This is a genomic window from Mesorhizobium sp. L103C119B0, assembly GCF_000502235.1.
Taxonomy (GTDB): Bacteria; Pseudomonadota; Alphaproteobacteria; order Rhizobiales; family Rhizobiaceae; genus Mesorhizobium.
Window position 1 is genome coordinate 1 of the sequence record NZ_AYXE01000066.1, and the last position, 1,508, is coordinate 1,508.

The following is a 1,508-nucleotide window of genomic DNA, read 5'->3' on the forward strand; positions in this document are numbered from 1 at the left end:
TCGACAACCCGTTCGGCACGAGGTTGTCACCCATGTCTTAGGTACAGAATGTTACCCATGTCTCCGGGCCGTACAGAGCGAAAGGTGGTGCCCCCGGACGGAATCGAACCGCCGACCTTCGGTTTACAAAACCGCTGCTCTACCAGCTGAGCTACAAGGGCACGGCGCTCCGGTTAGCATATTTCGTGCGCCAGTAAAGACAAAACTCCGTTTTCGATCGCTAATGGACCCCGCCGAGGTGGGCGGGCCGCCATGCTGAAAACCGCCAATGCGATCCCTACATATCTCTCAGGTGCAAACGCATCGAACGGGGTGTCGCATGATCAGACTTGTCATCATCCTGCCGCTTGTCGTCATTGCCTGGCTGCTTGCGGTAAAGCTCATCAGGGACGTGAAGAGCGCCAATGTCGACTGGACCGGCATCGCCGCCATCGTCGGTTTTATCGCGATGGCGTTTTGGCTGCGGCATGTGACTGGGATGGGGATGAATGGTGAATGGTGAATGGGCGAACGCCTTTCGGACCATTGACTACTCACTACTCGCTCAAAACCTCGAACCTTTCACCACGTCACCGCGACTGATCTCCAGAGGCGAATGGTCGCCTCGATCAAGGAGATCATCATGTTGAAGCGCAGTCTTACTTCGGGCCTGGTCGCCATCTTCGTCGCCACCGGCGCGCTCGCCGGTACCGTGCAGTCGTCCTCCGCTCACAGCCATCATCACCACCATCACAAGCACCACGACAAGCCCTCTTGGTGGTGGAACCATCAACACAAGCACCATCACCACAAGCATCATCATCACCACGGCAAGGTGATCATCTTCCTTTGAGCGAGACGACCTGCCTCGCGGAAGGGCGGCTTCGGCCGCCCTTTTTTGCGTTGAGCGCTCGATCGATCAGATCTTGGTTTCCATCGGCTGATTTCCGGCCTTCAAGAAAATCCCAAATTCTTTCGAACCTTTTTCCGCGCCGAAACGACAGATGATCAAGAGGCGGATGGATCGCCTCTCGCAACGAAACAAGGAGATCGTCATGTTCACGCGCAAAATCGCTTCTGCCCTCATCGCCAGCACCGTCGCCGCCACCTCGCTGGTCGGCACCGTCCAGCCCTCGGCCGCCCACAGCCATCACCACAACCGCGAAATCGGCATCGGCATCGCCGCCGGCGTCGGCGGGTTCGTGCTCGGCAGCCTACTCAACCAGCAGCCCCGCACCGTCTATGTCGACGACGAGGGTGGCTCCTGGCACGTCCGCCGCTGCGCCAACCGCTACGCCAGCTACGATCCGTACTCCGACACCTATGTCGGCTATGACGGCTACCGCCACTATTGCCGCCTCTAAGAGGAGGCTCCCCACAAGAAGGAGGGGCTGTACGCAGCCCCTCTTTCCTACATTTGAGCGCGTGGCAGTGTCAGCTACGGTTTGGAGATCGGGTAGTGTGCTGAGAGTTCTGCAAATTCGCTGAGAGGGGGCGGTCATGGCAGGCTGGTGATTGTTCACGTCACC

General features: G+C 58.6%; 3 protein-coding genes and 1 tRNA gene. 3 read left to right on the top strand and 1 reads right to left on the bottom strand.

From position 1 onward, the window contains the following. Nucleotides 1-85 precede the first annotated feature (85 nt). Nucleotides 86-161 (bottom strand) — tRNA-Thr (locus X728_RS136970). Between the two features lie 158 nt (nt 162-319). On the opposite strand from X728_RS136970, the gene X728_RS136965 reads away from it, so the two are divergent. From X728_RS136965 to X728_RS136955, 3 genes are all read left to right on the top strand, one after another. After that, on the top strand, nt 320-502 hold the full coding sequence (locus X728_RS136965; protein ID WP_023667458.1) for a hypothetical protein: 183 nt from the start codon (nt 320-322) through the stop codon (nt 500-502). A gap of 120 nt (nt 503-622) precedes the next feature. Next, nucleotides 623-832: a hypothetical protein gene (locus X728_RS136960; protein ID WP_023688402.1), complete on the top strand. Its 210-nt coding sequence runs from the start codon at nt 623-625 to the stop codon at nt 830-832. Nucleotides 833-1,034: 202 nt separating this feature from the next. Further along, nucleotides 1,035-1,343: a BA14K family protein gene (locus X728_RS136955; protein ID WP_023667455.1), complete on the top strand. Its 309-nt coding sequence runs from the start codon at nt 1,035-1,037 to the stop codon at nt 1,341-1,343. The last annotated feature ends 165 nt before the right edge of the window (nt 1,344-1,508 follow it).